This window comes from Nocardioides currus (assembly GCF_003057875.1).
Lineage (GTDB): Bacteria > Actinomycetota > Actinomycetes > Propionibacteriales > Nocardioidaceae > Nocardioides > Nocardioides currus.
In genome coordinates this window covers 929510-954583 of record NZ_PYXZ01000001.1, presented here as the reverse complement: position 1 = coordinate 954583, position 25074 = coordinate 929510, and the positions used below count along the sequence as shown (strand labels likewise).

Here is a 25074-nt window from a genome sequence, read left to right as displayed (position 1 = left end):
GGACCGGGGCCGGCTCAGCGCGGGACGCGCACCAGCAGACGCCCGTGGACGCAGGTCATCGACAGCTCCCGGCCGGGGCCGATGGAGTCGCCGTCGAGCTGGCGGGGCGTGTCGGCGGCGGCCCGGATGACGACCCTGGCGCCCGTGCGGCGGTCGATCAGCTCGTCTGTCGAGGAGCTCTTGGCCAGGACGCGGACCGCGAGCGGGATCCAGGACAGGAAGCGCTGGGGGTGCAGGATCACTACGTCGAGCAGACCGTCGTCGATCGAGGCGTCGGGCAGCAGCGGCATGCCGGCCTGGAGGTAGCCGACGTTGCCGACGACGACGGTGCGGGCCCGGTGCGTCGTGGGCTCCTCGTCGTCGATCTGGATCTCGATCTTCACCGCGGGGAACATCAGCGACTTCAGGCCCGAGAGGATGTAGGCGATCCAGCCGATCTTCTTCTTGATCTCGTCGTTGACCCCCTCCATGATCGCGGCGTCGAAACCCATCCCGGCCATCACCATGAAGTGCGTGTCCTCGATGCCGTCGCCGCTGACGTCGACGAGGTCGATGGCGCGGTCCTGGCCGTTGAGGGCGACGTCGATCGCGGAGCGCAGGTAGAGCGGGATGTCGAGGTTGCGGGCCAGCAGGTTGCCGGTGCCGGCGGGGATGATGCCGACCGGGATGCCGGTGCCGGCGAGCTCGGCGCAGACCTCGCGCACGGTGCCGTCGCCGCCGCACACCAGGACGAGGTCGGCGCCCTCCACCGAGGCCTTCTCCGCCATGCCCGTGCCGGGGTCCTCGACGGTCGTGTAGTGCCAGCTCGGCTCCGACCAGCCCGACTCCAGCGCCATCGCGTCGACCGTCGCGCGGAAGCCGCCGACGTCCTCGACCTTGATCGGGTTGAGCACGACGGCCAGCCGGCGCGCGGAGGAGTAGACCTCCGGCAGCGGCTCGACCTTGTCGGCGATCGAGCGGGGCAGTGGGCTGTAGAAGGCCAGCCAAGCCAGGGCGACGGCCGCGCCGAGCAGGGCGCCGGCCACCGTGTCCGTGGGGTAGTGCCGACCCAGCAGGATCCGGTCGAGGCTGACCACGACCACCAGGGCCGCGATCGCGGTGTAGCAGACGCGGCGGAAGTTCTGGCGACGCACGAGCATGACCGTCAGCAGGACCAGGACGGCCGCCATCGCGGCGATCGCGGACGCGTGGCCCGACGGGAACGATTTGCTCGAGAGCAGGTGGGTGGGGTCCTGCCAGTCGGGCCGGTCGCGGCCGAGCCAGATCTTCAGGCCGCTCGTGATGAGCGACGTGCTGAGCATGACCCCGAGGGTGTAGATCGCGGCTCGGCGCTGCTTGTTGTAGAGCAGGCCACCGGCGATCGCCACGGTGATGATCGTCATGCCGATGGTGCCGAAGGCGTGCTCGATCCCGCGCAACACGTAGATCAGCGTGGTGTGGTCGTCGGCCCAGCCCTCCGCGTCGCGTCCCCAGTCGTCGATGCCGGCGAGCGGGTAGCGCGTCCACTGCGTCACCAGGACCGCGAGGACGGCGAAGAGCGCGGCGAGGAGCGCCGCCCACGCGAGGACGACGGAGCGGGAACGGTCGAGCACCGGGTCAGTATGCCGAATGCGGTCCGCACCCCCGCCCGACTAGCCTGCACGGTGTGATCGACGCCCGACTCCTCCGTGACGACCCCGACCGCATCCGCGCCGCCCAGGTGAAGCGCGGGCTGTCCCCTGACGTGGTGGACCGCGCCCTGGCCGCCGACGAGGCGCGGCGCAGTGCGATCGCGACGTACGAGTCGAGGCGGGCCGAGCAGAAGTCGCTGGGCAAGCAGGTGGCCCAGGCGCAGGGCGAGGAGAAGACCGCGCTGCTGGCCCGCACCAAGGCGCTCTCCGCCGAGGTCAAGGAGCTCGAGGCCGCCCAGGGCGCCGCGGAGACCGAGTGGGACGAGGCCCTGCGCTCGATCCCCAACCCGGCCGCCGACGAGTCGCCGGCCGGCGGCGAGGACGACTTCGTGGTGCTCGAGCACGTCGGCACGCCGCGCGAGTTCGACTTCGAGCCCCGCGACCACATCGAGCTCGGCCGGATGCTCGGCGCCATCGACCTCGAGCGGGGCGCCAAGGTCTCCGGCTCGCGCTTCTACTTCCTCACCGGCATCGGCGCCCAGCTCGAGCTGGCGCTGGTCAACATGGCGATGGACCAGGCCCGCAACGCCGGCTTCACCCAGGTGATCGCGCCGTCGCTGGTCAAGCCGCGCGCGATGGAGGGCACCGGCTTCCTCGGCCAGGCCGCCGACGACGTCTACCGCATCGAGGGCGAGGACCTCTACCTCGTCGGCACCTCCGAGGTGCCGATGGCGGCCTACCACTCCGACGAGATCCTCGACGCCGGCGCGCTCCCGCTGCGCTACTCCGCCTTCAGCCCCTGCTTCCGCAAGGAGGCCGGCTCGCACGGCAAGGACACCAAGGGCATCATCCGGGTGCACTGGTTCGACAAGGTCGAGATGTTCGTCCTGACGACGGTCGAGGAGTCGTACGCCGAGCACCAGCGCCTCCTCGCGTGGGAGAAGGAGTTCCTCGACAAGCTCGAGTTGGCCTACCGCGTCATCGACGTGGCCGCCGGCGACCTCGGCCTGAGCGCCCAGCGCAAGTTCGACTGCGAGGCGTGGATCCCGACCCAGGGCAAGTACCGCGAGCTCACCTCGACGTCCAACTGCACCGACTTCCAGAGCCGCCGCCTCGACATCCGCACCCGCGGCGAGTCGGGCAACACCCCGGTCGCCACCCTCAACGGCACCCTGACCGCGATCACGCGCACCATCGTCGCGATCCTGGAGACACACCAGCAGGCCGACGGCTCGGTGCGGGTGCCCGAGGCGCTGCGGCCCTACCTCGGGGGCCTCGAGGTCCTCAAGCCGGTCTCGTGACCGACGCGCCTGCCTGGCGACCGCGCCTGGTCGCGCTCGACATCGACGGCACGCTGCTCGCGTGGGTCGAGGGCGCGGGACAGACCTACGAGAAGGTCACGCCCGCGGTGTACGCCGCCGTCCACCGCGCCGTCGAGGCGGGAGCCCACGTCGTCCTCTCCAGCGGCCGCTCGCCGCACGGGATGGACAAGATCGCCGACCTGCTCGACCTGCCCGAGGCCGTCGCCGACCGGGTGTGGGTGGTCGCCTCCAACGGCGCCGTCATCTTCCGCTACCCGCCCCTCGAGGTGGTGCACGAGGAGACCTTCGACGCCCGCAAGGCCGTGGCGGCCGTTCTGGAGCACCACCCCAACGCGCTGGTCGCGGTGGAGGAGCGCGGGATCGGCTACCGCGTCAACCGGCACTTCCCCGACGGCGAGCTCTCGGGCGAGATGATCCTCACCGACGTGGGCGAGATCGTCGCCGGACCGGTCAGCCGCGTCATCATCCGCGACCCCGAGGCCTCCGCCGACGACTTCGTGGCCCTCGCGGCCCGGCTCGGCCTGCACGGCACCGACTACGTCGTCGGCTGGACCGCGTGGCTCGACCTGTCGCCGGTCGGGGTCTCCAAGGCCAGCGGGCTGCAGGTCGTGTGCGACCAGCTCGGGGTGGACGCCGCCGACGTGCTCGCCATCGGCGACGGTCGCAACGACATCGAGATGCTGCGCTGGGCAGGTCGCGGGGTGGCGATGGGCCAGGCCGTCGACGAGGTGAAGGCGGCCGCCGACGACGTGACCGCCAGCGTGCACGACGACGGAGCGGCCCTCGAGCTCGACCGGTGGTTCGGGTGAGGCTGCCCGCCACGGTCGCGACCGAGCGGCTCACCCTCGACCTGATCCTCCCCGACGAGGCCGCACGGATGGTCGCCGCCACCCCTGATGGTCGAGACCCGCGCTGGCACCCCGACTACCCGCGGCAGGACGACCGCGACGCGGCGTCGATGGTGAAGGGGTCGGACGCCGGCGCCGGCTGGGGTCCGCGCCACGTCACCCGCACCTTCGACGGCCTGGTCTTCGGCTCCATCGGGTTCTTCGGCCCGCCCGCCCCGGCCGACGACGGGGTGGACGAGGCCGAGATCGGCTACGGCCTGGTCGCCGACGCGCGCGGCCGCGGGGTGGCCACCGAGGCGGTCCGGGCGCTGCTGGCGCAGGCCGACGCCCTCGGCGTACGCGTCCGGGCGTCGGTGCTGCCCGACAACGCCGCCAGCATCCGGGTGCTGGCGAAGTGCGGCTTCACCGAGCTCCGCGGCGCCAACGAGGACGGCGAGCTCGTGATGGCACGGCCCCTCAGGTCGCCGGGGTGAGGCCCCGCCTCGTCGCCACCGACCTCGACGGCACGCTGCTGCACACCGACGGGACCGTGACGGAGCGGACCCGCTCGGTGCTGACCGCCCTCGACGACCTCGGCGTGCCGGTCGTCTTCACCACCGGCCGCCCGATCCGGTGGATGGAGACGCTGTGGGCCGACGTCGGCGGCCACGGCCTGGCGATCTGCAGCAACGGCGCGATCGTCTACGACGTGGCCTCGCACGAGGTCGCGCAGGCGCACACCATCGACGCCGCCACCCTGGTCGCGGTCGGCGACGCGCTGCGCCGCGCGATCCCCGGCACCACCTTCGCGCTGGAGAAGACCACCGGCTTCGCCCGCGAGGACGCGTTCATGCCGCGTCTCAATGTCAACGCCGTGCGCGACGTCCCGATGGGCGACCTCGAGGAGATCGTCGACGACACCGTGGTCAAGCTGCTGGCCCGGCACGAGGAGATGACACCCGAGGCGTTCTGGGACCGGACGGAGGAGGCCGTCGGGCACCTCGTCACGACGACGTGGTCGTCGACGGGCGCCCTCGTGGAGATGAGTGGGGTGGGCGTCACCAAGGCCACCACCCTGGCGAGCCTCGCCGCCGAGCTGGGCATCCCGGCCGACGAGGTCATCGCCTTCGGCGACATGCCCAACGACCTGCCGATGCTCGAGTGGGTCGGGACGTCGTACGCCATGGCCAACGCCCACCCGAGCGTCCTCGACCTCGCCGACCACGTCGCCCCGCCCAACGACGACGACGGGGTCGCGGCCGTGCTGAGCGAGGTCTTCGGGCTCGCCTCGCTAGGCTGATCGCATGCTGATGAGGGTTGTGCGCGTGCTGGTCGCTGCGTTCCTGGCGGTGTCCGGCCTCGTGCTCGCCACCTCGGCGCCGGCGTTCGCGTGCAAGTGCCAGGCCGCCGACATCGACCAGCAGGCGGAGCGTGCCGACGCGGTGTTCCTGGCCACCGTCGAGGAGGTCAGCGAGGTGGGCTCCCGCTTCGAGTACTCCCTGACCGCCACCCGCGCCTACAAGGGCGTCGTCGACCGGACGACCACCGTCCGCTCCAACCAGGCCACGGCCGCGTGCGGCCTCGGCAACCTCGAGGTCGGCTCCGACTACCTCTTCCTCGTCACCGGCGACGCCCCGCCCTTCGCCGCCTCGACCTGCGGCGGCTCCGGACCGGCGACCACCGCGCGGATCAACCAGGTCGAGAAGGCGCTGGGCAGCGGGGACGCGGTCAATCCACCGCCACCGCCCGCGCCGACGATGACCAAGGTGGAGGAGTCCGCCCCGGCCCCGGTGTCCCGCCTCGCGGCGCCCGGTGGCGCGCTCGTGCTGGTCGGCTTCCTGGGCCTGCTCGTCGTGGGACGCCTGGCCCGACGGTGACCACGCAGGCCCGGCTGCTGCTGGCCGGGCTGCTGGCTGGGCTCACGCTCGTCGGACTGGGTGCCGCCCCCGCGGCGGCGTCCTGCGCCGAGCCGTCGGTCGACTTCCTCGACGGCAGTGACGTCGCCTTCTCCGGCGTGGTCACTGAGCGGCGCACCTCCGGCGACGACCTCGTCGTGACGGTCAAGGTCGACCGGGCGTTCAAGGGCGACGTACGGCGTCGGGTGGACGTCGTCAGCCGGGCGCAGCAGGAGGACGCGATCACCGCGGACGACGGGGACCGGGTGGTCGTCTTCGGCACCCTGGTGGACGGCGAGGTGAGCAGCAACGGCTGCAGCACGATCGTCGCGCCCGGGCGCTACTACCGCGAGGTGCTGGCCGACCTGGGCGAGGGCACGACCCCGCCGGCCGGCCACCTGCGTGCCGACCGTGGGCTCGGGCTGAGCTACGACCAGTTCCGGACAGGTCGGGCCGTGCTCGGAGTCCTCGGCCTGGCCGTCATGGGGTTCGTCGCCGTCCGCTGGTGGCGGGCGCGGCGGCGTACGACCTAGCGGCCCGCGCCGTCAGAGGCCTGCGCCGTCAGAGGTACATGCCTCCCGAACCGCCCGACTCGGGCGAGTCCTGGGTCGGCATCGTCGGCATGCCCTGCGGCGTGGGGCCCGGGTCATGGTGTCCCTGCTGGGCCGCGGCCATGCCGGGGAGCGCCTTGCGGATCTGCTCGAGCTGACCGCGTGCCGCCATCTGCTGGGCGTAGATCGCGGTCTGGATGCCGTGGAAGAGACCTTCGAGCCAGCCGACCAGCTGGGCCTGCGCGATCCGCAGCTCGCTCTCGGAGGGGGTGCCCTCCTCGGTGAAGGGCAGCGAGAGCCGCTCGAGCTCCTCGACCAGCTCGGGCGCGAGACCCGCCTCGAGCTCCTTGATGGAGGCCTGGTGGATCTCCTTGAGGCGGTTGCGGCTCGCCTCGTCGAGCGGAGCAGCCTTCACCTCCTCGAGCAGCTGGCGGATCATCGAGCCGATCCGCATCACCTTCGCGGGCTGCTCGACCAGCTCGGTGATGTGGCGCTCGCCCTCCTGCTCGTCGTCGCCATCGTCGCCCTGTCCGCCGACCAGGCCGGCGGGCAACGCGCTCGCGGGGATCGTGCCGACGGGCTGGCCGTCGGGTCCGACGACCACGATCTGCTCCTCGGTGGACTCCTGCTCCGGCTGCGGCTGATCAGTCATGGGCCCCACCCTAGAGCGCGGGCCCAGAGCGCCGGCCTAGCGCGCCGGGCGTCGCCGGACCCGGGGCAGCCACCCGGGCACGCGTCGGCGATAGCGGTCGTACGGCGCCCCGAACTGCTCGCTCAGCGTCGGCTCCTCGTAGCCCTTCACGAACGACACCACCGCGAGCAGGAAGACGACCAGCCACACCACCAGGCCGACGCTGCGGAAGGCGAGCGCCTGTCCGGCGACGGCAGCCGCGACGCCGACGTACATCGGGTTGCGCACCACCCGGTAGGGCCCGCGCACCACCAGTTCCTCGGTCGGCGCGATCGGGGCGGGTGTGCCGCGCCCGTCGAGGACGAAGAGCACGAAGCAGGCGACGACCAGGGCCGCGCCCAGCGCCGCCACGACTGCACCCGCCACGTCCAGGACGTCGACGCCGGACGGCGACCCGTGCCACTGCGTGATCAGGAACGGCACGCCCGCGCCCATGACGAGGGGCGCCGCGACGAAGAAGACGGCCGAGCCGAGAGCGGCGCCCACCACCCGGTTCACGACCCACTGACCTAGAGGGTGAGGACGATCTTGCCGATGTGGCCGCTCTCCTCCATGAGGCGGTGAGCGACCTCGACCTGCTCGAGGGGGAGCCGTTCGTGGATCACCGGCACGACCGAGCCGTCGGCCACGAGCGGCCAGACGTGCTCGACCACCTCGGCGCAGATCGCCGCCTTCTCCTCGGCCGGCCGAGACCTCAGCGCCGTCGCGATCACCGCCGCGCGCTTGCGCAGGAGGGCGTTGATGTCGAGCTCGGCCTTGCTGCCGCCCTGCATGCCGATGATGACGAGGCGCCCCGACGTGGCGAGGGCGTCGACGTTGCGGGCGAGGTACTTCGCGCCCATGTTGTCGAGGATGACGTCGGCGCCGCCGGCCGCGGTGAGGACCTCGACGAAGTCCTCGTCGTGGTAGTTGATCGGGACGTCGGCACCGAGGTCGGCGCACACGGCGAGCTTCTCGGCGGACCCGGCCGTGGCGAAGACCTTCGCCGACAGGGCGGTCGCGAGCTGGATGGCCATGGTGCCGATGCCGCCGGCGCCGCCGTGGACCAGGAAGTTCTCGCGCGGCTGGAGCCCGGCGACCATGAAGACGTTGGACCACACGGTGCACGCCACCTCGGGCAGGGCCGCGGCGTCGACCAGCGAGACTCCCGCCGGCACCGGCATCAGCTGCCCGGCGGGGACGGCCACGCGAGCGGCGTACCCCCCGCCGCTCAGCAGTGCGCACACCTCGTCGCCGACCGACCACCCCTCGACGCCCTCGCCGAGCTCGGCGACGGTGCCGCTGCACTCGAGCCCGATGATCTCGGAGCTGCCCTCGGGGACGGGGTAGAGCCCCATCCGCTGCAGGGTGTCGGCTCGGTTGACGGCCGTGGCGGCGACGTCGACCAGCACCTCCCCGGGGCGGAGGACGGGCTCGGGGGCCTCGCCGACGGACAGGACCTCAGGGCCCCCGGGGGCGGAGGCGATGACTGCGCGCATCTGGGCTATTCGTCCTCGTCGGTGTCGTCGTCGTCGAACTGCTCGCCGGTGTGGTCGACCCCAGTGTCGTCCGGCACGTCGTCGTCGACGTCATCGGGGTCGGGAGCGTCGGCCGGCCGGTCCCAGTGGTCGGCGAGGAGCTGCGCCTTCGCGGCCAGGGTCTCGATCTCCTCGGGGTCGGCGTCGGCCGCGCCCGCCGCCACTCCCAGCAGGAAGGTGGTGATCGGGGCTGCCGTCTTCTGCACGTTCGTCGCCGCGGTGCGCGCCAGGTCGAGGAGGAGGGCTTCGTCCACCTCGGTCTCGATCTCGAGCACGTCGCTGAGCTCATCGATCCAGTCGTGGAGGTTCACCCCTCCAATCTCTCGCCAATCCGGCGGGTGGTGCAAGTGCCGCGTCCCGTCACGGGTGCAGGTCGCGCAGGTCCGCCCAGGTGTCGATGTCGCGCGCCTCGTCGCCGAGCGGCTCGACGGCGGCCAGGTCGAGGTCGGCGAGCAGACGACGCAGCGACATGCCGTGCTGGCTCTCCAGGTCGGGTCGCACGCGGGCCAGGGCCTCGAACGCGACGACGCCGCACAGCTGGCGTCGACCGTCCTCGTCGACGAGGAACGCGCCGTCACGGTCCGTGCCTGCCTCTCGCAGCCGACGGAAGGTGTGCGCCGAGACCCGCGGCATGTCGACGGCGAGCACCCCGAGCAGCCGCGGCGTCCGCAGCAGCGCGTCGACGCCGGTCAGCAGCCCCGCGACCGGTCCACCGAGCGGCGGGTCCTCACGGGTGAAGGTCACCGGACGCGTCGTACGCACCGTCCGCGGCCCGACGACGACGACCTCGTCGGCGTCGAGGAACGCGTCGAGGCAGATCTCGAGGAGGGTCCGCCCACCGAGCTCGATGCTCGCCTTGTCGATCCCGTCCATCCGCGCGGCGGTGCCGCCGGCGAGGAGCACGCCGCTGAAGCCGGCTGCCCCCAGGTCGAAGTCCACCCCCGGATCCTCCCAGCGCTGGTCGCGGGCTGGCAGTGTGGGTCCTGTGACCACCCCTCTTCGCGTCCGGCTCGTCCAGTGGGGCAGCGACCTCGATCCCGCGGTCAACCGTGCCCGGCTCGACTCGCTGCCGGTCGACGACGGCGTCGACCTCGTGGTGCTGCCCGAGGCGTTCGCGCGCGACTTCGGCCCGCCGTCGCAACCGCTGGGGGAGTACGCCGAACCGCTCGACGGTCCCTTCGGTGCAGCCGTCTCCGCGCTGGCGGATCGCACCGGATCCACCGTCGTGGCGGGCATGTTCGAGGCGAGCGAGGACCCGGAGCGCCCGTTCAACACGCTGCTCGTGCGGGGCGCGACCGAGGGGAGCTACCGCAAGATCCACCTCTACGACTCCTTCGGCTACAAGGAGTCCGACCGACTCTCCGCGGGCGCCCTCGCCCCGAGCCTGGTGGAGGTCGCGGGCACGACGATCGGGCTGATGACCTGCTACGACCTCCGCTTCCCCGAGCTCGCCCGCGCGCTGGTCGACGCGGGTGCGGAGGTGCTCGTCGTCCCGGCCGCGTGGGTCGCCGGCGAGCGCAAGGTCGACCACTGGCGCACCCTCCTGCGCGCGCGGGCGATCGAGAACACCGTGCACGTCGTGGCGGTCGGGCAGCCGGCCCCTCGCTACTGCGGCCACTCGATGGTGGTCGACCCGCTCGGCGACGTGCTCGCCGAGGCCGGTCCGGACGAGGCCGTCCTCGACGCCGTCGTCGACCGCGAGGTGCTGGCCGCTGCGCGGCGTACCAACCCGTCCCTGGCGAACCGCCGGCTGTAACCTCGACGCCGTGTCCACGCCGTCCGACGGCCCCGCTCGGGGTTCCTCCAAGGGACCCGTCAAGGGTCGGCGGATCGCGGAGAAGCCGCCCAAGGAGCGTCGTTCGGCGCGGAAGCCGAAGGAGTCACGGGCTCCCGCACCGCCGCGTGAGCGCCCGGCCGGTGGCGGTGTCCCGGCCCGGTTGGTCGGGCTCGTCGCCGTGGCCGTCCTGCTCGCCGGGCTCGCCGCGCTCGGGTGCGCGGTCGCGGGCATCGGCCCGGCCTGGGTCGACGGCCTCGGCGCGATCGCCGTCTCGACCACGCTCTCGGGCGCGCTGGCGCACCGCACCGGCGGCCGCCCCGGGGTGGCCACGCTGCTCGCGCTGGGCATCGGGGTGGCCGCGGTCGTCGTCGGCGGCCAGACGCTGCCGACCGGCGCGGCGGTGATGACCGTCGTCGTCGGCTCGGTCTATGCCGTGATGGCGACGGTGCCGGCGGTCAGCTTCGTGCGCGCGGCCGGCGAGGTGCTGGTCGCGACGGTGGTGGCCAGCATGACCGCGCTCGCGGCGGTCGGCTTCGAGCCGACCGTGACCGAGCCGCGGTTCGACTACGCCGCGATCCTGCTCGCCCTCGCGCTGGTCTTCGCGGTGGTCTACCGACTCGGCGCGGGCATCCACGGCCTCGGTCGGCGTGGCCTCGTCGTCGTGCTCGTCGGCGCCGCCGCGCTGCTGCTGACGCTGGTCTACGGCGAGCTCCTGCGGAGGTACGGCGCGGGCCCGGTCGTCGGCCCGGTGATCGACTTCGCCCGGTGGACCCACGACCGGATCGGCGCCTTCCCGCGCCCGCTCGTGGTGCTCCTCGGCATCCCGGCGCTGCTGTGGGGCTGCTTCCAGCGCGCCCGCCGGCGTCAGGGCTGGTGGGTGTGCGCCTTCGGAGTCGCGGCCACCGTCCCCTTCGCCCAGGGGCTGCTCGAGCCCGACACCTCCTTCCTGGAGGCGGGTCTGCGCATCGTCTACTCGCTGGTGCCGGGCCTGCTGATCGGCTTCGTCCTCGTGCGCGCCGACCTGGCCCTCACCGCCCCGCGCGGCAGCCGTGGGCGTCGCGCCGAGGAAGCCGACGCGCACCGCCCGGAGCCCTCGCGCTTCGCCGTGCTCTGATCCGGGCGTACGCCGCGGTAACCGCTAGCGTCGCACCCATGGCCCGCACGAAGTCGACCGAGATCCTCGCCGAGATGGTTGCCAACGTCCTCACGGTGGACTGCGAGGTCGGTGACACCATCGCCGCCGGCGACACGGTCGTGCTGCTCGAGTCGATGAAGATGGAGATCCCCGTCCTCGCCGAGCACCCCGGCACCGTCACCGCGATCAAGGTCGCCATCGGCGACGTCGTCCAGGAGGGCGACCCGCTGATCGCCCTCGACCTGGCCTGAAGCTCGACGCAGGTGCGCGGAGCTTCGCGGCATCGGCCAGGCGCCGTACGACCCTGAAATGCACGACAGCCGGACCCAGAGGATCCGGCTGTCGGTCGGCGGTGGCGGTGGGATTTGAACCCACGGTGGGTTTGACCCCACACAACATTTCGAGTGTTGCACCTTCGGCCGCTCGGACACGCCACCGCGGGGAAGGCTACCGGAGACGGGGCGGGGCCAAGAAATCGGATGCAACCTCCTTGCAACCTCGGGTGCCCCACACTGGTCGCCGATCGCTGGAAGGCGGAGGCGTTGAGCGTGTCTACTGAGCCCATGGGCAGCGACGGCATGCGTGCCGAGGTGGCGGACTCGTGGCACCTGTCCGCCGCGGCCGGCGTCGACGCCGCGCGGGTCGAGGCGCCGATCACGCTCGGTGAGTCCGACCTGCGGGACCACCGCGCCGCCCACCCGCTGGCCCAGGTCTTCCCGCTGCTGGACGACGTGCTCGGGCAGGCGGCGCGCGACTGCGGTGCGATCATGGCGGTCTCCGACTCGGCCGGACAGCTGCTGTGGGTGTGCGGTTCGCCGTCGACGCTGCGGAAAGCCGAGACGATCGGGTTCGTCGAGGGCTCCAACTGGGACGAGCGCCTCGCCGGCACCAACGCCCCCGGCCTCGCGCTGCGCCTCGGCCAGCCCGCCCAGGTCCGGCGCTCGGAGCACTTCCGGCACTCGGTGCAGCAGTGGAGCTGCGCCGCTACCCCGATCCACGACCCGACCTCCAGCACCCTGCTCGGCGTCCTCGACATCACCGGCAACGACGACATCGCCGTTCCGCAGACGATGGCGATGGTGCGGGCCGCGGCCCGGATGGCCGAGGCGGAGCTCGCCCGCGAGCTGCTGACGCGCGCGGCCCAGCCGGCCCCGCCGCGGTCGGGGCTCCAGGCAGTGGTCGAGCTCCTGGGCCGGCACGAGGCGCTGCTCGCCATCGACGACGGCCGCGGCGCCCGGCACCACCTGCGGCTCTCCCCGCGCCACAGCGAGATCCTGCTGCTCCTCGCCTCCGCGCCGCACGGACTCTCCGGCGACGAGCTCGCCGTCCTGGTCTACGAGGACGACGGCGCGTCCTCCACCCTGCGCGCCGAGCTCAACCGGCTGCGTCACCTGCTCGGCGACGAGCTCCTGCCCTCGCGTCCCTACCGCCTCGTCGCGGGCATCGCCGGCGACTGGCTGGCGCTCGAGGCCCTGCTGGCGGCAGGCGACGTACGCCGCGCGCTGCGTGGGTATCGCGGCCCGATCCTGCCCCGGTCGACCGCGCCGGGCGTGGTGCGGCTCCGTGAGCAGCTCCACCACTCGCTGCGGGCCGCCGTGCTGGGGAGCCGTGAACCGGACCTGATGTCGACGTGGACCCGCTCGAGCTGGGGCGCCGACGACTACGACATGTGGCTGGCCCAGCGTGATGCCCTCGGCACGAGCTCGCCGATGCGCTCCCTGGTCGACGGGCAGCTCGCCCGACTGGACCGCGACCTGTCCTGACGCACGCAACGTGGATGCAACGTCCGCGTTCCTAGCGTGACGGTCGTCACTTCCTCCCTCACTCCTGGAGCACCACATGACGGTCTACGCACAGCCCGGCACCGACGGGTCGGACATCGAGGTCAAGAGCCGCTACGGCCACTTCATCGGCGGCGAGTGGGTCGACCCGATCAAGGGCGGCTACTTCGAGAACATCTCCCCGGTCAACGGCAAGCCCTTCACCGAGGTCGGCCGCGGCACCGCCGAGGACATCGACGCGGCCATCGACGCGGCCTGGAACGCCGCCGACGCCTGGGGTCGTACGTCGACCACCGAGCGCTCGAACATCCTGCTCAGGATCGCCGACCGCATGGAGCAGAACCTCGAGTCGCTCGCGGTGATCGAGACGTGGGACAACGGCAAGGCCGTGCGCGAGACCCTCAACGCGGACCTGCCGCTGGCCGTCGACCACTTCCGCTACTTCGCCGGCGCCCTGCGTGCCCAGGAGGGCGGCATCTCGGAGATCGACGAGACCACCGTCGCCTACCACTTCCACGAGCCGCTGGGCGTGGTCGGCCAGATCATCCCGTGGAACTTCCCCATCCTGATGGCCGTGTGGAAGCTGGCGCCCGCGCTGGCCGCCGGCAACGCGGTGGTGCTCAAGCCCGCCGAGCAGACCCCGTGGTCGATCCTCAAGCTGGTCGAGCTGGTCGGCGACCTGCTGCCCGCCGGCGTGCTCAACGTCGTCAACGGCTTTGGCGTCGAGGCCGGCAAGCCGCTCGCCAGCAGCAGCCGCATCCGCAAGATCGCCTTCACCGGCGAGACCACGACCGGCCGGCTGATCATGCAGTACGCCTCGGAGAACATCATCCCGGTGACGCTCGAGCTCGGCGGCAAGAGCCCGAACATCTTCTTCGACGACGTCGCCACCGAGAAGGACGCGTTCTACGACAAGGCGCTCGAGGGCTTCACGATGTTCGCCCTCAACCAGGGTGAGGTCTGCACCTGTCCGTCGCGGGCGCTGGTGCAGCGCTCGATGTACGCCGACTTCGTGCCGGACGCGATCGAGCGCGTCAACGCGATCGTGCAGGGCAACCCGCTCGACGTCGCCACGATGATGGGCGCCCAGGCGTCCAACGACCAGCTCGAGAAGATCCTGTCCTACCTCGACATCGGCAAGCAGGAGGGCGCGAAGGTGCTCACCGGCGGCGGCCGCAACGTGCTCGAGGGCGACCTCGCGGAGGGCTACTACGTGCAGCCCACCGTCTTCGAGGGCGACAACTCGATGCGGATCTTCCAGGAGGAGATCTTCGGCCCGGTCGTGTCGCTGACCAGCTTCGACGACGAGGCCGACGCCCTCAAGATCGCCAACGACACGCTCTACGGCCTCGGTGCCGGGCTGTGGACCCGCGACGGCGCCCGCGCCTTCCGCGCCGGCAAGGCGATCGAGGCCGGTCGCGTCTGGACCAACTGCTACCACGCCTACCCGGCCCACGCGGCCTTCGGCGGCTACAAGCAGTCCGGGATCGGCCGCGAGAACCACAAGATGATGCTCGACCACTACCAGCAGACCAAGAACCTCCTGGTCTCCTACAGCCCCGACAAGCTCGGGTTCTTCTAGGTGGACCGTGTAGCGGTCACCGGTGAGGCGGCGGAGCTGATCCGCCGCCTCACCGAGGCGCACGGCCCGGTGATGTTCCACCAGTCCGGCGGCTGCTGCGACGGGTCGGCGCCCATGTGCTACCCCGACGGCGAGTTCCGCACCGGCGGCAGCGACATCCACCTGGGCGACCTGGACGTCGGGCTCGAGCGCGCCGTACCGATGTGGATGTCGAGGTCGCAGTTCGAGTACTGGAAGCACACGCACCTGACCATCGACGTGGTGAAGGGTCGCGGCGCGGGCTTCTCGCTCGAGGCGCCCGAGGGCGTGCGGTTCCTGATCAGGTCGCGGATCCTCACCGACGAGGAGTACGCCGCCGCTCAGCGGTGATCCGCGAAGAACCCGTCGAGCAGCTCGGCCGACTCGGCGGCCAGCACCCCGGCCACCACCTCGGGACGGTGGTTGAGGCGCCGGTCGCGCACGACGTCCCACAGCGAGCCGACGGCGCCGGCCTTGTCGTCGTACGCACCGAACACCACCCGGGCGACGCGCGAGAGGACGGCGGCGCCGGCGCACATGGTGCACGGCTCGAGGGTGACGACCAGCGTGCAGTCCGTCAGCCGCCACTCGCCGACCGAGGCGGCGGCTGCGCGGAGGGCCACCACCTCGGCGTGGCCGGTTGGGTCGTTCGCTGCCTCACGGACGTTGCGCCCGGTCCCGATCACCGACCCGGAGGGCGAGAGCACGACGGCCCCGATGGGCACGTCGCCGGTGGCGAGGGCGGCGCGAGCCTCGGCGAGCGCGAGCCGCATGGGTTCGCGCCAGGTGTCGGACGAGCTCATGCAGACGTGAGCCCGACCAGGTCGTCGAAGACCTCGCCGAAGCCCAGGGCGCGGGCGACGTCGGAGAGCATCTCGTCGGGGTAGAGGTCGTCGTCGTCGATCAGGACGCCCATGTCGATGGCGTGCATCCCGAGGTCGGCGAGCAGGTCGAGGTCACCGGCCGGCGCGACGTCGTCGTCGTCCAGGTCGTCGAAGGGCGGCAGGTTGAGGAAGTCGAGCGCCGACTGGGCGAGCTCCCACTCCTCCGCGGCAGTCACGTCGCTGAGCAGCACCCGGGTGGTGGGTCCCTCGACGCGCACGATGAGGAAGAAGTCCTCGTCGACCGCGACGAGCGCGACCGCGCCGCCGTCGCCGGGCAGCCGGCGCAGGGCGTGGCTGAGGGACTCCACCGACTCGAAGGCCGGGGAGGCGATGTCCTGCACCTGCCAGCCGTCGGCGTCGCGGAAGGCGGCCAGCGCGAAGTCCACGCCGTCGAGCTGGTCGTCCATGGTGAATCCCTCCACGAGAGCACCTCCGTCGGCTCCAGCGTCGCAGATCCCTGCCTGCGAGGAAACCCTGTGACGCCCGCGCCGACTAGGGTTCGGGCATGCGCACGCACGTCGTCGACCACCCGCTGGTCTCCCACAAGCTGACCACGCTCCGCCAGAGCGAGACCGACTCGCCGACCTTCCGCAGGCTCACCGACGAGCTGGTGACCCTGCTGGCCTACGAGGCGACCCGCGAGGTGCGCGTCGAGACCACCGACATCGTCACCCCGGTGGCCCCGGCGACCGGCGTCAAGCTGAGCACGCCCAAGCCGCTGGTCGTGCCGATCCTGCGTGCCGGGCTGGGCATGCTCGACGGGATGATGCGGCTGTTGCCGACCGCCGAGGTCGGGTTCTTGGGGATGGTGCGCAACGAGGAGACGCTCGAGGCGTCGACGTACGCCGAGCGCCTGCCCGAGGACCTGTCCGGTCGCCAGTGCTACGTCCTCGACCCGATGCTCGCCACCGGCGGGACCCTCGCCGCGGCGATCCGCTTCCTGACCGACCGCGGTGCCGACGACATCACCGCCATCTGCCTGCTCGTCGCCCCCGAAGGACTCGCCAACCTCGAGGCCGGGCTCGAGGGCCTCGACGTGCCGGTGACCGTGGTGACCGCCGCGCAGGACGAGCGCCTCAACGAGAAGGGCTACATCGTGCCCGGGCTCGGCGACGCCGGCGACCGGCTCTACGGCGTCGCCCAGTAGCCCCCGCCCGCTTCGTCGAGTGCGCTGCGCGTAGTGATCGGCACATGCGTGCGCACTCGACCCGCCAGGAGGGGAACGCCGAGGGCGACCAGGTCCTCCATCACTTCCGCCGGCTCGTGGCGGATCTCCCACGCCGAGCACTGCACGACGATGCGCCGCGAGGTCGTGAGCCGGCGGTGGCGGCGGCGGTCGAGCACGCCCTGCATCGCGTCGTCGTGGAAGGCCCCGTCGACCTCCAGCACGATGACTCGACCGTCAGGCAGGTCCCACTCGCAGTCGGTGTAGCGCCGCCGCCCGGAGCGGTCCACCCGCACTTGCTGCCCACGCGGTGGCCGCACCCCGAAGGCACGGCACGCGCGGCGCACGTCCACTTCCGCCATCGAGTGCGCACCTCCGGCCACGTCGTCGAGCAGGGCGCGGACCTCCCGCGCTCGACGCAGTGGGTGAGGTCGTCCATCCAGGTCCGCAGCCGGTCGGGCGTGGTGAGCCGCTGCTGGACCGCTGCCGTCACGGCGCCGAGCGCGGTGCGCAGGTGCGGCTCGTGCGCGGCGAAGAGCAGCACGGCCGGCTCTATCCGGCACACCGGCAGCTGGCCCGGACCGGCGAGGAGCGCGAAGGAGCGGCGGGTCCGGAAGAAGGCGAAGCCGTCGAGCGGCTCGAAGCTCATGGGATTGGCGACGAGCACCGTCACCACCTCGCGCGGCCACCGGCGCAGGCCGTGGTGCTCGGCGGCGGTGAGACCCCCGACCATGGCCGTCGGACCAGCGTGCAGCACACCGAGCCAGAGCCGCTGCTCGGGTGACAGCGGGCCGGTCGTCGTGCTGACGACCTCGCGCGAACGCGCCGCCCGGCGCCCGACCTCGACGTGGTGCCTGATCTCGCCCGGGGTGACCCGCAGGTCGCGGAGCTCGCGGCGCGACAGCAGACCGGCCTGGGCGTCGGCGAGGTCTCGCCAGATGCGGTCGCGCATGGCGACGAGTGTCCCCGCACCGCGCCGTACCCCGCCGGGCTCATCCACAGGCCCTGGGTCGAGTGCGCAGGCACTGCGTGACTACTACGTCGAGCGCACTCGACCCGGCGTCAGGAGTCAGCGACCAGCCAGTCGTCCTCGAGGCGTACGGCGATGGGGTCACTGATCCACATCCCGTCGACGCCCTCGGACTCCCGGTTGTGGAACCCGACCAGGCACCAGCTCCCGTCCCGGCGCTGCACGAGGGGGGCGGCGAACAGGGTGGGGTCGTCGCGGAAGGGGCGGGCCCGGTCGACGTCCCACGGGCCGACGGGTGAGTCGCCCGCGATCGACCAGGTGCAGTAGTCGCCGAACCGCGCGCGTTGCTCGGGCGTCTGCTCGTCCGGGTGGCAGGTGAACACCAGCACCCATCGCCCGTCGACGGGGGCGACCTGCGCGACCTCGAGCTGGCCGAAGCCGGCGCCGGGGGTGGTCACCGGCGGCCGGACCTCCCAGTCAAGACCGTCGTGGCTGCGGGCGTGCGCCAGGACGCCGTCGTCGTTCGCGTCCGCGCCGACGGCACGGGCCGTGACGAACAGGTGCCAGCCGTCCCCGGCTGGGTCGCGGAGCACCAGCGGGTCGCGCCAGGTCTCGCTGGCGGTGCCGTCGCCCGCCAACGTCTTGTAGCGCGCCGGGTCGACGGGCACCACGGGCGTCGTGCCGATCCGTTCCCACGCCAGCAGGTCGTCGGAGACTGCCAGCCCGATGCGCTGGTCCATCAGGCCGCCGCGCCGGGAGATGCCGGTGTAGAACATCCGCCACCGGCCGTCGTCGCCCCGGGCGACCGAGCCGGTCCAGGTCGCCAGGTCGTCCCAGGCGCCGTCGGGGCCGGGGCCGAGGGCGTCGGGCAGCTCGGTCCACGTCGTGAGGTCGGAGGACACCGCGTGCCCGACGACGGCCCGCGTGTGCCGGGACGCGGGCCCGGCCTCGGTGCGCGCCGCCTTCAGGAAGAAGAGGTGGTAGTCGTCCCCGTCGTCGGCGACCCAGCTGTCCCAGACCCAGTGGTCCGCGACTCGCAGCACGCCTCAGTCCCGGATCGCCAGGCCGGTCTCCGTGTCGAAGAAGTGGAGCCGCTCGGGGTCGATCGCGATCTCGACGGTGTCGCCGGGACGCACGCGCGAGCGCGGGCTGAAGGACGCCACCCAGGTGTTCCCGGCGTGGGTGGCCGGCACGTCCTCGGTGCCGGCGTCCTCCTCGAGCGCCCTGGTGTCCTCGGTGACCACGCGCGCGGCCTCGACCGGGAAGTGCACCACGATCTCCGACCCGAGCGCCTCGGTCAGGCTCACGGTCGTGGTCAGGCGCGGCCGGCCGGGGTCGCGCGACAGGCTCGCGTCCTCCATGTCCTCGCTGCGGACTCCCACGGCGACGTCGCGACCGTCGTACGACGCCAGGGCGGGGCGCTCGGAGGCCACGGACTCCGGGACCTGGACCGTCGCCCCGCCGAATCCGACGGTGACCCCCGAGCCGCTGCGGCCCACCCGGCCCACGGCCATGTTCATCGGCGGCGAGCCGATGAAGCCGGCCACGAAGATGTTGTCGGGGTGGTCGTAGAGGTGCTGCGGGGCGCCGAGCTGCTGCAGCACGCCGGCCTTCATCAGGGCGACCCGGTCGCCCATCGTCATCGCCTCGGTCTGGTCGTGGGTGACGTAGATCGTGGTGACGTTGAGGTCGCGTTGCACCTGCGCGATCTCGGCACGCATCTGCACGCGCAGCTTGGCGTCGAGGTTGGACAGCGGCTCGTCCATCAAGAAGACCTGCGGCTCCCGGACGATCGCGCGCCCCATCGCCACCCGCTGGCGCTGTCCGCCGGAGAGCTGCTTGGGCTTGCGGTCGAGCAGGGGGCCGAGCTCGAGCATGTCGGCGGCGCGCTTGACCCGCTCCTGGATCGCCGCCTTGTCCATGCGGCGGATCTTCAGGCCGTAGGCGATGTTGTCGGCCACGCTCATGTGGGGATAGAGCGCGTAGGACTGGAAGACCATCGCGATGTCGCGCTCGCGCGAGGACAGCGTGTTGACCACCCGGTCGCCGATCGTGAGCGTGCCGGTGCTGATGTCCTCGAGCCCGGCGATCATCCGCAGGGCGGTGGACTTGCCGCACCCGGACGGGCCGACGAGCACGATGAACTCGCCGTCGGCGATGTCGATCGAGAGGTCCTTGACGGCATGGAAGCCGTTGTCGTACTGCTTGTTGACCTTGTCGAGGACTACTTCGGCCACGATCCACTCATCCCTTCACGGCGCCGGCGGTGAGTCCGCCGACGATGTAGCGCTGGAGGTACATGAACAGGGCGACCGTCGGGATCGCCAGGACGACCGCGCCGGCCGCGAACTCGCCGAACTGTGCGTTCTTGGTGAGCGGGTCGGCGATCAGGCCGTAGAGCCCCACGGCCGCCGTCTTCGAGTCGTCCTGGCGGAGGAAGACACTGGCGATCAGGAACTCGTTGATCGCCCCGATGAAGCCGAGGAGGCCGGTGATCGCCAGGATCGGTGCGACGAGCGGGAGGATGATCCCGAAGAAGACCTGGAAGTGCGTCGCACCATCGATCTTCGCCGACTCGTCGAGGTCCTTGGGGATGGTGTCGAAGAAGCCCTTCATCAGCCAGGTGTTCACGCCGAGCGCGCCACCGAGGTAGAGGATGATGAGCCCGGCCGCGGTGTTGAAGCCGATCGAGGGCCACAGCTCGGTGATGTTGGCGAACATCAGGTAGAGCGCCACGATCGCCAGGAACTGCGGGAACATCTGCACCAGCAGCAGGCCGATCAGGCCGGGGCGCCGACCCATGAAGCGGAAGCGCGAGAAGGCGAACGCCGCGCAGGCGGAGATCAGCATCGAGACCGCCGCCGAGATCGAGGCGATGATCAGGCTGTTGACGAACCAGCGCGGGAAGGAGCCGCTGAAGAGGTCCTGGTAGTTGGCCAGGCTGAACTCGCGCGGGATCAGCGTCGAGGAGCTCAGCGTGCCGGTCGGGTTGAACGACGCCGAGACGACGAACAGGATCGGGAAGATCGAGAAGGCCAGGGCGAGGATGCCGACGAGGTGGCTCAGGCCCGTACGGCGGAACCAGCCGCCCTTCGCGGAGCCGAGCCGTGCCACCTCCGGCGGGTCGCCCTCGGCGCCGCGCGTGGCCACGGGGACGTCGGATGTCGTGGTTGTCATCAGTTGATCTCCTCCAGGGCCTGGGTGCGGCGGAAGCTGACGATCGAGACGGCCGCGACGATGAGGAAGATGAGGACGGAGACCGCGGCGGCGAAGCCGTAGTCGGCGCCCGATCCGCCGAAGGCGAGCCGGTAGGTGTAGGTGATGAGCAGGTCGGTGCTGCCGGCGCTCGGGTTGTCAGGTGGGAACGGTCCACCCTTGCTGGTCAGGAAGATCGCCGAGAAGTTGTTGAAGTTGAAGGCGAACGAGGTGATCAGCAACGGCGCCAGTGCCACCAGCAGGAGCGGGAACGTGATGGTGCGGAACGCGTAGAACGGCTTCGCGCCGTCGACGCCGGCCGCCTCGACGAGGTCGGAGGGGATCGACTGCAGCGCCCCGGTGATGACGAGGAACATGTAGTTGTAGCCGAGCCACAGCTGGATCAGCAGGATGGCGAACATCGAGCTCGCCGTGCTGCCGAACCAGTTCAGGTCGGTGTGCAGGAGGCGGTTGATCAGGCCGAAGTCCTTGTTGAACATCTCGCGCCACACGAGGTACATCGCGATGCCGGGCATGGCGTAGGGGAGGATGATCAGCGACCGGTAGATGGTGCGCCCGCGCATCAGCGGGTTGTTGAGGGCGATCGCGACCAGCAGGCCCAGCGCGAAGGTGATGGCCACGGTGGCGATCGCGAAGGCGAAGTTCCACACCACGATCCGCAGGAACGACCCGCGGATCGTGTCGTTGGTGAAGACCCGGGCGAAGTTGTCGAAGCCGACGCCGACCTTCCAGCCCTGGGCGAGGTTGCGCTGCGTGCCGTCCTTGCTGACGAAGGACCCCTCGGAGTCGTCCGCGGTCCAGACGTTGCCGGTCGTCGCGTCGGTGATGCAGTCGCAGCCCTCGTCGTAGGACTGCTGGGGTGCGCCCTCGAAGGCGGCCGAGAGCCCCTGGCTCTTGATCGCGCCGTCGTCGGTCGGGACGCTGAAGGCGGTGATGTCGTCCTGGCGGGCGTTGATCTCGGGGACGGTGAGGACGGTGTAGTCGTCGGCCGCCGTGATCTTGCCGCCCGGGCTCGCGGCCTCGAAGCTGCCGTCGCCGAGGTCCTCGAGCCCGTCGGCCGTGCCGACGAAGCTGTCCTGGGTCGTCGGGTCGGCCAGCAGGAAGACGATGTCGCCGGTGGCCGCGTCGCCGTCGGTCGCGAGCGTGAGGGTGTAGATCGTGGAGTCGGGGACCTGCTTGACCGAGGCGCCCTCGATCGCCGTGATGGCCTGCTCCTTGGTCCCGCGGTGGCCGTCGCTGAAGTTCGTGAACGCGGTGGAGACGGTGTAGACGACCGGCAGCACCTGGAAGACGATGAGGAACAGCGTGCCCGGCAGGAGGTACTTCAACGGCACCGGCCGGGGCGAGAGGTAGATGTAGAACGCCAGGGCCGTGACGGCCAGGACGATGGCCAGGCCCCACCAGTTGTCGGTGCGGATCAGCGGCAGGGCCGCGAACAGCGCGACCGCCGCCAGGAAGCCGAGTCCGACGACCTTGACGAGCAGCATGACGGGGCTGCTGGTGCCATCGGCACCGAGTCCCCATCGGGGCGCACTGCGGCGCGACGGTGTGTCGGTCTTTCCTGCCACGTGACTCTCCTTGCGACGGGCTGGGGTGAGGAGGGTGCCTCCACCCCCGGAGCGGGCCGACGGCCCGCTCCGGAGGTGGAGCGAGGAGGACTACTCCTTCATGGCCGCCTGGATGGCCTTGGCCGCCGAGTCGATCGTCGACTTCGGGTCGGCGCCGCCGATCACGGCCGCCTCGGCCTTGCCCAGCGGGTCCCAGACCGCCGCCATCTGCGGGATGCTCGGCATGATCTGGCCGTTCTCGGCGCCGGCCTTGCTGACGGCCGCGACGGCGGGGTTGTCACCCTCGATCTGGGCGAGCGTGTCCTTGTTGGCGGGCACGTTCTTGGTCGCCTCGAAGAGCTGCGCGCCGATGTCGGCCCGCGACCAGTAGTTGGTGACGAACTCCTGCGCCAGCGTCTTGTTCTTGCCGCCGCTGGCGACGTACGCCGCGTCGACGGTGATGAACGGCGAGGCGGGCTTGAGACCGGCGAAGCCGGGCACGGGCGAGACCTCGTAGTTGATCTTGCTGTCGTCGATCGTGGTCAGCTGCCACGGACCCTCGACGAGGAACGGGGTCTTGCCGTCGGTGAAGAGCGCGATCGCGTTGTCGGTGTTGACCGAGCGCTTCAGCACGCCCTCGCCCTTCTCGCCGAGCGCGCTGATCTTCTCGTAGGCCGTCACCGAGCCCGGCGTGCCGACGCCGAGGTCGCTCGGGTCGAAGCTGCCGTCGGCCCCCTGGCCGAACATGTAGCCGCCGCCCGAGGTGTAGAGCGGGTTGATGAAGTAGGGGTTGCCGGTGTCGCTGACGGGCCAGGCGAGGGGGGCCTCGGCCTTGCCGGACTGCACCGCCTTCTTGCCGGCGGCCACCATGTCCTCGACCGTCGCGGGTGCGTCGGGGGCGAGGTCGGTGTTCCGGATCAGCACGATGTTGTTCATCGTGTAGGGCATCCCGTAGGTCTGGCCGTCGAAGGTGACGGCCTCCATCGCGAGCGGCTGGATGGTCGAGGACACCGTCTCGGGGATCTGGATCGGGTCGATGGTGCCGTTCTGGACCAGGTTGCCGATCCAGTCGTGGGCGCCCATGACGACGTCCGGCGGGTCGCCGGCCTGCGCCGCGGTGACGAAGTTGGCCTGGAGCTCGGCGCCGGGCAGGACCTCGACCTTGACGTTGACGCCGTTCTCCTCACCGAAGGCCTTGCCGATCTCGGTGGTCGCGTCGCCTCCGGGGCCGTCGCCCACCCAGATGAGGAGGTCGCCGCCGCTCGCCGACGGGGTGTCTCCCCCGTCGCCCGAGCTGCTGGTGTCGTCGTCGGATCCGCCGCCGCAGGCGGCGAGGACGAGCGAGGCGGCGAGTACGGCGCCTGCCGCCCGGAATGTACGTGCTCTGGTGCGCATCGGTGGAACTCCTTCGCGAAATCGCGGATCAGGGTTGGATGGTGGCCCGAGTGACCGTGGAAACCCTTGCTAAAACGAATTAGCGGGAGTAAACCCCTGTGACGTGCACCACGTCAAGAGCAGCAGACTAGACCAGCGGGGAGGTGGGAGCACCAGTGGAGGAGACCCGTCGGGTTCGCCTGCGTGACGTCGCCGATCGGGCCGGCGTCTCACCGACGACGGCGTCGTTCGTGCTCGGCGGGCGTGACATGCGGATCTCGGAGGAGACGCGCCAGCGCGTGCTGCGCACGGCACGCGAGCTGGACTACCGCCCCAACCTGATGGCGCGGAGCCTGCGCACCCAGGAGACCCGCACGATCGGCCTGGTCGCCGACACCATCGCGACCGGTCACTACGGCGGCGAGCTGATCCGTGGCGCCCTCACCGCCGCCCTGCGCCACGGCTACCGCCTGCTCGTGTGCGAGTCGGAGGGCGACCCCGCCCTCGAGGCGACGCTGGTCGAGGACCTCGTCGGGCGGCAGGTCAACGGGCTGGTGCTCGCCACCACCTCCCACGACCGGGTCACCGCCCCGCGCAACACCGCCGGCCTGCCCGTCGTGCTGCTCAACTGTCGCAGCGACGCCGACCTGCCCTCGATCGTGCCCGACGAGGAGGAGGGTGGGCGGGCGGCGGCCACGCTGCTCGTCGAGGCCGGCCACCGCGACCGGATCTGGATGGTCGGCGAGACCCCCGAACGCTCGCTGCCCGGATCGGGCAGGCGGCGCGGCGTGGTGGCCTGCCTCGCCGAGGTGGGGGTGGAGGTCGAGCGGGAGATCTCGTGCCCGTGGTGGCCGGAGGGGGCCTTCGACGAGCTGTCGTCGGTGCTGGCCGACGGACATCGCCCGGGCGCGATCATCTGCCTCAACGACCGCATCGCCCTGGGGGTGACCCAGGCACTGGCCGCCGCCGGGCTGGTCGTCCCCACCGACGTGTCGCTGGTGTCGTTCGACGACTCCGAGCTCGCGGCGTGGCTCCGGCCCTCGCTCACCAGCATCGCCCTCCCGGAGCGCGAGATGGGCCGGCTGGCGATCGAGTCGCTGCTCAGCCCGGAGCCCACGCCCGCCCTCCAGCAGGTGCACATGCCCGTGCGGGTGCGCGACTCGATCGGTCCGCCACCGGGTTGAGTGCTGGGCCGTGTGGTGACTACTACGC

General features: G+C 71.5%; 29 protein-coding genes and 1 tRNA gene. 15 read left to right on the top strand and 15 right to left on the bottom strand.

What is annotated here, in order from left to right; genetic code table 11:
- Positions 1-14 precede the first annotated feature (14 nt).
- Entirely contained in the window at positions 15-1592 is a 1578-nt protein-coding gene (locus C7S10_RS04575; RefSeq protein WP_108343151.1) for a bifunctional phosphatase PAP2/diacylglycerol kinase family protein, read from the bottom strand.
- A 53-nt stretch (positions 1593-1645) separates the two neighbouring features.
- On the opposite strand from C7S10_RS04575, the gene serS reads away from it, so the two are divergent.
- From serS to C7S10_RS04545, 6 genes are read left to right on the top strand one after another with little or no spacing between them, the layout of a single operon-like run.
- A complete protein-coding gene (serS, locus tag C7S10_RS04570; RefSeq protein WP_108343150.1) occupies positions 1646-2911 on the top strand; it encodes a serine--tRNA ligase in 1266 nt (421 codons plus the stop codon).
- On the top strand, positions 2908-3741 hold the full coding sequence (locus C7S10_RS04565) for an HAD family hydrolase (RefSeq protein WP_108343149.1): 834 nt from the start codon (positions 2908-2910) through the stop codon (positions 3739-3741). The genes serS and C7S10_RS04565 overlap by 4 nt, the downstream gene beginning before the upstream one ends.
- The gene (locus C7S10_RS04560) at positions 3738-4253 is read left to right on the top strand and encodes a GNAT family N-acetyltransferase (RefSeq protein WP_108343148.1); all 516 of its coding nucleotides are present in this window, start codon (positions 3738-3740) and stop codon (positions 4251-4253) included. The genes C7S10_RS04565 and C7S10_RS04560 overlap by 4 nt, the downstream gene beginning before the upstream one ends.
- The gene (locus C7S10_RS04555) at positions 4250-5059 is read left to right on the top strand and encodes an HAD family hydrolase (protein WP_108343147.1); all 810 of its coding nucleotides are present in this window, start codon (positions 4250-4252) and stop codon (positions 5057-5059) included. The genes C7S10_RS04560 and C7S10_RS04555 overlap by 4 nt, the downstream gene beginning before the upstream one ends.
- Positions 5060-5063: 4 nt before the next feature.
- Positions 5064-5636 carry a hypothetical protein gene (locus tag C7S10_RS04550; protein WP_133176424.1) on the top strand — a complete coding sequence of 191 codons (573 nt, stop codon included), beginning with the start codon at positions 5064-5066 and terminating at the stop codon, positions 5634-5636.
- The gene (locus C7S10_RS04545; RefSeq protein ID WP_108343145.1) at positions 5633-6187 is read left to right on the top strand and encodes a hypothetical protein; all 555 of its coding nucleotides are present in this window, start codon (positions 5633-5635) and stop codon (positions 6185-6187) included. Before C7S10_RS04550 ends, C7S10_RS04545 begins: the two co-directional genes overlap by 4 nt.
- Before the next feature lie 28 nt (positions 6188-6215).
- Here the strand turns inward: C7S10_RS04545 and C7S10_RS04540 are convergent, their stop codons facing one another.
- From C7S10_RS04540 to mobA, 5 genes are read right to left on the bottom strand one after another with little or no spacing between them, the layout of a single operon-like run.
- Positions 6216-6857, bottom strand: coding sequence for a bacterial proteasome activator family protein (locus C7S10_RS04540; protein WP_108343144.1), 642 nt, complete (start codon positions 6855-6857; stop codon positions 6216-6218).
- Between the two features lie 36 nt (positions 6858-6893).
- On the bottom strand, positions 6894-7394 hold the full coding sequence (locus C7S10_RS04535) for a methyltransferase family protein (RefSeq protein ID WP_243395197.1): 501 nt from the start codon (positions 7392-7394) through the stop codon (positions 6894-6896).
- Positions 7395-7405: 11 nt separating this feature from the next.
- The gene (locus C7S10_RS04530; protein ID WP_108343143.1) at positions 7406-8374 is read right to left on the bottom strand and encodes an NAD(P)H-quinone oxidoreductase; all 969 of its coding nucleotides are present in this window, start codon (positions 8372-8374) and stop codon (positions 7406-7408) included.
- 5 nt (positions 8375-8379) lie between these two features.
- Positions 8380-8724, bottom strand: a complete 345-nt coding sequence (locus C7S10_RS22475) for a DUF6457 domain-containing protein (protein WP_207769222.1) — start codon at positions 8722-8724, stop codon at positions 8380-8382.
- Positions 8725-8773: 49 nt separating this feature from the next.
- Positions 8774-9352, bottom strand: a complete 579-nt coding sequence (gene mobA / locus C7S10_RS04520; protein WP_243395196.1) for a molybdenum cofactor guanylyltransferase — start codon at positions 9350-9352, stop codon at positions 8774-8776.
- A gap of 46 nt (positions 9353-9398) precedes the next feature.
- On the opposite strand from mobA, the gene C7S10_RS04515 reads away from it, so the two are divergent.
- The 3 genes from C7S10_RS04515 to C7S10_RS04505 are packed head-to-tail and all read left to right on the top strand — an operon-like array spanning position 9399 to position 11576.
- Complete coding sequence (locus C7S10_RS04515; RefSeq protein ID WP_243395195.1) at positions 9399-10169, top strand: carbon-nitrogen hydrolase family protein; 771 nt, start codon at positions 9399-9401, stop codon at positions 10167-10169.
- Positions 10170-10179: 10 nt separating this feature from the next.
- The gene (locus C7S10_RS04510) at positions 10180-11304 is read left to right on the top strand and encodes a hypothetical protein (RefSeq protein ID WP_133176423.1); all 1125 of its coding nucleotides are present in this window, start codon (positions 10180-10182) and stop codon (positions 11302-11304) included.
- 38 nt (positions 11305-11342) lie between these two features.
- Positions 11343-11576 carry a biotin/lipoyl-binding carrier protein gene (locus tag C7S10_RS04505; RefSeq protein WP_108343141.1) on the top strand — a complete coding sequence of 78 codons (234 nt, stop codon included), beginning with the start codon at positions 11343-11345 and terminating at the stop codon, positions 11574-11576.
- 99 nt (positions 11577-11675) lie between these two features.
- Here C7S10_RS04505 and C7S10_RS04500 read toward each other — a convergent pair.
- Positions 11676-11762, bottom strand: a tRNA-Ser gene (locus C7S10_RS04500).
- Positions 11763-11873: 111 nt separating this feature from the next.
- Here C7S10_RS04500 and C7S10_RS04495 point away from each other — a divergent pair.
- The 3 genes from C7S10_RS04495 to C7S10_RS04485 all read left to right on the top strand — a co-directional run bounded on the left by C7S10_RS04495 (position 11874) and on the right by C7S10_RS04485 (position 15057).
- Positions 11874-13088, top strand: coding sequence for a GAF domain-containing protein (locus tag C7S10_RS04495; protein WP_243395194.1), 1215 nt, complete (start codon positions 11874-11876; stop codon positions 13086-13088).
- 76 nt (positions 13089-13164) lie between these two features.
- The gene (exaC, locus tag C7S10_RS04490) at positions 13165-14688 is read left to right on the top strand and encodes an acetaldehyde dehydrogenase ExaC (protein ID WP_108343139.1); all 1524 of its coding nucleotides are present in this window, start codon (positions 13165-13167) and stop codon (positions 14686-14688) included.
- Positions 14689-15057 (top strand): DUF779 domain-containing protein, encoded by a 369-nt coding sequence (locus C7S10_RS04485; protein ID WP_108343138.1) that lies wholly within the window; start codon positions 14689-14691, stop codon positions 15055-15057.
- On the opposite strand, the gene tadA is transcribed toward C7S10_RS04485, so the two are convergent.
- Together tadA and C7S10_RS04475 are read right to left on the bottom strand one after the other, a co-directional pair.
- Positions 15048-15509 (bottom strand): tRNA adenosine(34) deaminase TadA, encoded by a 462-nt coding sequence (gene tadA / locus C7S10_RS04480; protein ID WP_108343137.1) that lies wholly within the window; start codon positions 15507-15509, stop codon positions 15048-15050. The genes C7S10_RS04485 and tadA overlap by 10 nt on opposite strands.
- A complete protein-coding gene (locus C7S10_RS04475) occupies positions 15506-15997 on the bottom strand; it encodes a tRNA adenosine deaminase-associated protein (RefSeq protein ID WP_108343332.1) in 492 nt (163 codons plus the stop codon). Before C7S10_RS04475 ends, tadA begins: the two co-directional genes overlap by 4 nt.
- A gap of 98 nt (positions 15998-16095) precedes the next feature.
- Here C7S10_RS04475 and upp point away from each other — a divergent pair, with 98 nt between their 5' ends.
- Positions 16096-16737 carry a uracil phosphoribosyltransferase gene (gene upp / locus C7S10_RS04470; RefSeq protein ID WP_108343136.1) on the top strand — a complete coding sequence of 214 codons (642 nt, stop codon included), beginning with the start codon at positions 16096-16098 and terminating at the stop codon, positions 16735-16737.
- On the opposite strand, the gene C7S10_RS22010 is transcribed toward upp, so the two are convergent.
- On the bottom strand, positions 16719-17045 hold the full coding sequence (locus C7S10_RS22010; protein ID WP_133176422.1) for a hypothetical protein: 327 nt from the start codon (positions 17043-17045) through the stop codon (positions 16719-16721). The genes upp and C7S10_RS22010 overlap by 19 nt on opposite strands.
- Positions 17046-17176: 131 nt before the next feature.
- Between C7S10_RS22010 and C7S10_RS22005 the strand changes: the two genes are divergently transcribed.
- The gene (locus C7S10_RS22005) at positions 17177-17539 is read left to right on the top strand and encodes a hypothetical protein (RefSeq protein ID WP_133176421.1); all 363 of its coding nucleotides are present in this window, start codon (positions 17177-17179) and stop codon (positions 17537-17539) included.
- Positions 17540-17817: 278 nt separating this feature from the next.
- Here C7S10_RS22005 and C7S10_RS04460 read toward each other — a convergent pair whose 3' ends face one another.
- The 5 genes from C7S10_RS04460 to C7S10_RS04440 form a co-directional block, all read right to left on the bottom strand.
- On the bottom strand, positions 17818-18768 hold the full coding sequence (locus C7S10_RS04460; RefSeq protein WP_108343134.1) for a glycoside hydrolase family protein: 951 nt from the start codon (positions 18766-18768) through the stop codon (positions 17818-17820).
- A 3-nt stretch (positions 18769-18771) separates the two neighbouring features.
- Positions 18772-19962 (bottom strand): ABC transporter ATP-binding protein, encoded by a 1191-nt coding sequence (locus C7S10_RS04455; protein ID WP_108343133.1) that lies wholly within the window; start codon positions 19960-19962, stop codon positions 18772-18774.
- A gap of 7 nt (positions 19963-19969) precedes the next feature.
- On the bottom strand, positions 19970-20902 hold the full coding sequence (locus C7S10_RS04450) for a sugar ABC transporter permease (protein ID WP_108343132.1): 933 nt from the start codon (positions 20900-20902) through the stop codon (positions 19970-19972).
- Positions 20902-22509, bottom strand: coding sequence for an ABC transporter permease subunit (locus tag C7S10_RS04445; RefSeq protein ID WP_133176420.1), 1608 nt, complete (start codon positions 22507-22509; stop codon positions 20902-20904). The genes C7S10_RS04450 and C7S10_RS04445 overlap by 1 nt, the downstream gene beginning before the upstream one ends.
- Positions 22510-22599: 90 nt before the next feature.
- The gene (locus C7S10_RS04440; protein WP_108343130.1) at positions 22600-23883 is read right to left on the bottom strand and encodes a sugar ABC transporter substrate-binding protein; all 1284 of its coding nucleotides are present in this window, start codon (positions 23881-23883) and stop codon (positions 22600-22602) included.
- A gap of 155 nt (positions 23884-24038) precedes the next feature.
- On the opposite strand from C7S10_RS04440, the gene C7S10_RS04435 reads away from it, so the two are divergent.
- Positions 24039-25046, top strand: coding sequence for a LacI family DNA-binding transcriptional regulator (locus tag C7S10_RS04435; RefSeq protein ID WP_207769221.1), 1008 nt, complete (start codon positions 24039-24041; stop codon positions 25044-25046).
- The last annotated feature ends 28 nt before the right edge of the window (positions 25047-25074 follow it).

Excerpts from the sequence above, each read along its gene's own strand:
- C7S10_RS04550 (WP_133176424.1), top strand. The coding sequence starts at position 5,064 with ATGCTGATGAGGGTTGTGCGCGTGCTGGTCGCTGCGTTCCTGGCGGTG.
- C7S10_RS04540 (WP_108343144.1), bottom strand. The coding sequence starts at position 6,857 with ATGACTGATCAGCCGCAGCCGGAGCAGGAGTCCACCGAGGAGCAGATC.
- C7S10_RS04530 (WP_108343143.1), bottom strand. The coding sequence starts at position 8,374 with ATGCGCGCAGTCATCGCCTCCGCCCCCGGGGGCCCTGAGGTCCTGTCC.
- C7S10_RS04505 (WP_108343141.1), top strand. The coding sequence starts at position 11,343 with ATGGCCCGCACGAAGTCGACCGAGATCCTCGCCGAGATGGTTGCCAAC.
- exaC (WP_108343139.1), top strand. The coding sequence starts at position 13,165 with ATGACGGTCTACGCACAGCCCGGCACCGACGGGTCGGACATCGAGGTC.
- tadA (WP_108343137.1), bottom strand. The coding sequence starts at position 15,509 with ATGAGCTCGTCCGACACCTGGCGCGAACCCATGCGGCTCGCGCTCGCC.
- C7S10_RS04475 (WP_108343332.1), bottom strand. The coding sequence starts at position 15,997 with ATGGACGACCAGCTCGACGGCGTGGACTTCGCGCTGGCCGCCTTCCGC.
- upp (WP_108343136.1), top strand. The coding sequence starts at position 16,096 with ATGCGCACGCACGTCGTCGACCACCCGCTGGTCTCCCACAAGCTGACC.
- C7S10_RS04450 (WP_108343132.1), bottom strand. The coding sequence starts at position 20,902 with ATGACAACCACGACATCCGACGTCCCCGTGGCCACGCGCGGCGCCGAG.
- C7S10_RS04440 (WP_108343130.1), bottom strand. The coding sequence starts at position 23,883 with ATGCGCACCAGAGCACGTACATTCCGGGCGGCAGGCGCCGTACTCGCC.